The sequence below is a fragment of the Paraburkholderia ribeironis genome, from assembly GCF_900019265.1.
GTDB lineage: Bacteria > Pseudomonadota > Gammaproteobacteria > Burkholderiales > Burkholderiaceae > Paraburkholderia > Paraburkholderia ribeironis.
Window position 1 is genome coordinate 1 of the sequence record NZ_CYGX02000169.1, and the last position, 2,972, is coordinate 2,972.

Annotated in this window: 4 protein-coding genes and 1 pseudogene; 3 read left to right on the plus strand and 2 right to left on the minus strand. The window is 60.8% G+C overall.

All coding sequences use genetic code 11. The annotated features are described in order from the left end of the window. Window positions 1–250 precede the first annotated feature (250 nt). Window positions 251–544 carry a CppA family protein gene (locus tag BN2475_RS32830; protein ID WP_094783486.1) on the minus strand — a complete coding sequence of 98 codons (294 nt, stop codon included), beginning with the start codon at window positions 542–544 and terminating at the stop codon, window positions 251–253. A gap of 189 nt (window positions 545–733) precedes the next feature. Here BN2475_RS32830 and BN2475_RS32835 point away from each other — a divergent pair, with 189 nt between their 5' ends. Genes BN2475_RS32835 through BN2475_RS32845 form a run of 3 tightly spaced genes read left to right on the plus strand, consistent with a single transcriptional unit; the run spans window position 734 to window position 2,558 of the window. After that, a complete protein-coding gene (locus BN2475_RS32835) occupies window positions 734–1,135 on the plus strand; it encodes a hypothetical protein (protein WP_094783483.1) in 402 nt (133 codons plus the stop codon). 11 nt (window positions 1,136–1,146) lie between these two features. Beyond that, window positions 1,147–1,830: a hypothetical protein gene (locus BN2475_RS32840; RefSeq protein ID WP_094783484.1), complete on the plus strand. Its 684-nt coding sequence runs from the start codon at window positions 1,147–1,149 to the stop codon at window positions 1,828–1,830. Further along, window positions 1,827–2,558 (plus strand): RES domain-containing protein, encoded by a 732-nt coding sequence (locus BN2475_RS32845; protein WP_245841765.1) that lies wholly within the window; start codon window positions 1,827–1,829, stop codon window positions 2,556–2,558. The genes BN2475_RS32840 and BN2475_RS32845 overlap by 4 nt, the downstream gene beginning before the upstream one ends. Before the next feature lie 39 nt (window positions 2,559–2,597). Here BN2475_RS32845 and BN2475_RS35200 read toward each other — a convergent pair. Further along, a pseudogene (locus BN2475_RS35200) lies at window positions 2,598–2,972 on the minus strand (transposase domain-containing protein); the annotation flags it as partial.

The window sequence follows — 2,972 nt, forward strand, 5'->3', positions numbered from 1 at the left end:
GCTCGAATCCCTTTACCCAGCTCACTCTCCGCCTGTTTTTACACCTGAGAAAAACCTGCAACCAGTAGTACAACTTATGGAGATTGGGAGGCCGAAAAAAAGGCCCGCATGCCGCGGACCCGATCCTGGCGGGGCACAGACGGGCGGCCAGCCTTGCCGCCAGCCCCGCCTGTGCTCCGTTTGTGGTCGCGTTGTGTGAACGTGGACCACCTCTATATGATAGTCACGGCGCCGGCGCGCGATGGATTTTTCACCCGCGCGGCACCGCGACGGGTGTTGGCGGCCGGAGGCCGCTGCGTGACGCCAGGATCTGCCGGATCGTCGCCAGCGACTGCTCAGCCGTAGTACTTCCTACCCCCTGGCGTGGTGTGCTGAATCGCGGCACCGTCACGCCGAGTGCTCGGCAGACTGCCGACAGGTACGGCTTCGTTGGTCCGACGCACCGCTTCGCCGCGGCCGCGATCGCCGCTTCGCCGACGTGCCCGCGCAGCCACGCCAGTGTGCGGCGGTCCCGCTCATTCTGTACGCGCACCAGGTGTTCCATGACGCCTCCGATGACTGCATATGCGAACATGCTGTATATATATACAGCATTCTGGTGATTTTCAAGAGAAAGGCGTCGCGAGAGCTGACGCGCTAGGAATCTCGGCGCAGTTGCGATGCGTGAGAAAAATGAGAAAAGTGAGAAAATATGGTGTATGCTGGACTTGTTGATTGAGTGAAAAGGCTCCGGATGTTGAACTGGGACGATGAAATCACTGCGGTAACCCCATCAGAGGCACGTGCCTATCGCAAGATCGGTGGGCGCACCCGCGCGGTGGACTCAACCCCGCATGCGGTGGTCAACAGGGTCATCCTGGTCGGAAATCCATCGCGTACGGATCTTTATCGATATGTCGATGACGTACTCCAATTTGAGTACTTCGAGCTTGGTGACGCCGATTGCCGGACTGCGTGGAGTCGCAACGCGTCCATTTTGCGCGCAGCTGTCCTGCGTCGATGGCTGGGTAAGGTTCGAGGGCGGGCGTTTGCCGCGCTTAGGTCCGCGATGTTGTTTGCCCAGCCGCAAACCGGCAGCGAGAAAGCAATTGCGAAGCGGATCAGTCTGTTGGGCGCGCCCCCGCAATTTGCCTGAAGGAGGTTTTCATGACACAGGTAACGAAGGAACGAAACGACGCATCGGCCCTCACAATTCGTGCAGCATTGACCGGCAATTACGCAGGCGATGCTCGCCAGTTGGTCCGGGATGTCGCCGAGTCGTTTGCGTCCGATATCGAAGGGACGTTGCGAGTGCGAGTCCCGGAGTTGGCCGACAGCTCGATCAGGGAATTGCTGCGACATGTCCTGGAAGAGCGCTTCGCGACGATCCTGGCGTCCGGTGACGCCGGCGGGCCCCCTGCCCGGTCTTCCTCGTTGCCTGTTGTCAACCTGAAGCCTTCCGAGGTGATCGGGCAGCGCAAGGTACGCATGTCGCTCGCGAGTCTGTATCGCTATGTCGAAGCGAACAGGTTCTATTGCGTCGTGCCATCAGGCCAGAGTAACGGTCGTGAATTTCCCGCGTGGCAATTCGCCGGGCCAGTTCCTGAACTGTTGCCGCCTGTGCTGCTCGCCCTTCGAGGGGCGTTGAGAACTGAGGTTCATGCTTTCCTGGTTACTGCGCAGGACGCGCTGAACGAACTGGCGCCAGCCGAGGTATTGGCCGGTGCCCCGTTCGAGACACGCGCGTCCCTCCATGCGAGTCAGCAAAGGCTCCTGCAACTGCCCTCGAACGAGCGGCAGCGCAAGGTCCTTGCGTTGATCAAAGGGCCGGGGGCAAGCATGGCCGCGTGAACGGCTATCCCATGAGCGACAACAGAAAACCAACCGTCGAACCACCGTCGTACCTGCGTGCACAACTGCCGTCGCCCGCTCAATTGAAGGAGTGCCTCACCAACGAGCCTTTCGCGGTCGGCGGTGAGGCGCAGCTATACCGCGCTGCGTATGTCCCGGAGAGTGTCTTGCCGATGAGCGTGGCGCGAGCGTACCGCTTTGGGCCCCCCGAGGAACTTTACGCGGGCGGCATCGAACTGCCGTTCTGGTGGCTATATGCGGCGCACGTTGCCGAAACGGCGATGTGGGAGGCACGGTTCTGCAGGAATGACGTGACACGACCAGGAACGTTCTACATGGATCCGTTTGCGGTGCAGCACGGCATCATCGCCGAACTGCGCTTTCCGCGGCCGCTCCGGTTCTGGAATCTCAATGGCTCGGTTGCCAGTCGCCTTGGCATCTACGACAACCTTTCGAGCCCTGACTATGAGTGGTGCCAATGGTTCGGCTATTACATGGATGTCGCGATACAGTCGGTCGACGACGCGATGCGGCCGGATGGTTTCGTGTATCCGTCGCGACGCCACCGGGGCCATACGGCGGTCGCAATTTCCTCGCGCGTCCTGCCGGACTTGAGGGACGGTGTGGCACGATCCGAGACGCCGTTCTCCCAGCACCCGGATTTTGCGCGACTGCTAGACGACCGACTTCGGGTCGCTCCGCCGGCGGCTGACGCCTCTGCATATTAGTAGGCGTGGCACCAGCACGGCGATGCGAGCGAGCACCTAGCGCGGGTACGCCTCAGGATCGATGCCGCTGAGTTTTGCGGTGCCAACGAGGCTGCAGATTGCGGCGGCACATTCGCTGCCGGAGCCTGCGCCAGCGAACTGAATAGTGCTTTCGTGAGCATCATTAGCGTCAGTTACGAATTTCAACAGATAGCGCCTGACCGCCTCGCGCACGGGCAGTCCCGCGTACCAGGCACGCAGCCCGGCGAGTTCATCGGCACCGGGGAAGTGCGGCGGGTTGTCGGCACGGGAGGAGGGCAGCAGGGTGTGGCTCATTGTCATACTCGCGAGTTTAACGAAGAAACCGATGTCAAAGCCATTCTGAAATGTCCGCTTACTGACCAGATAGAAATGTCCGGGTTTAAGGGGTTCTGG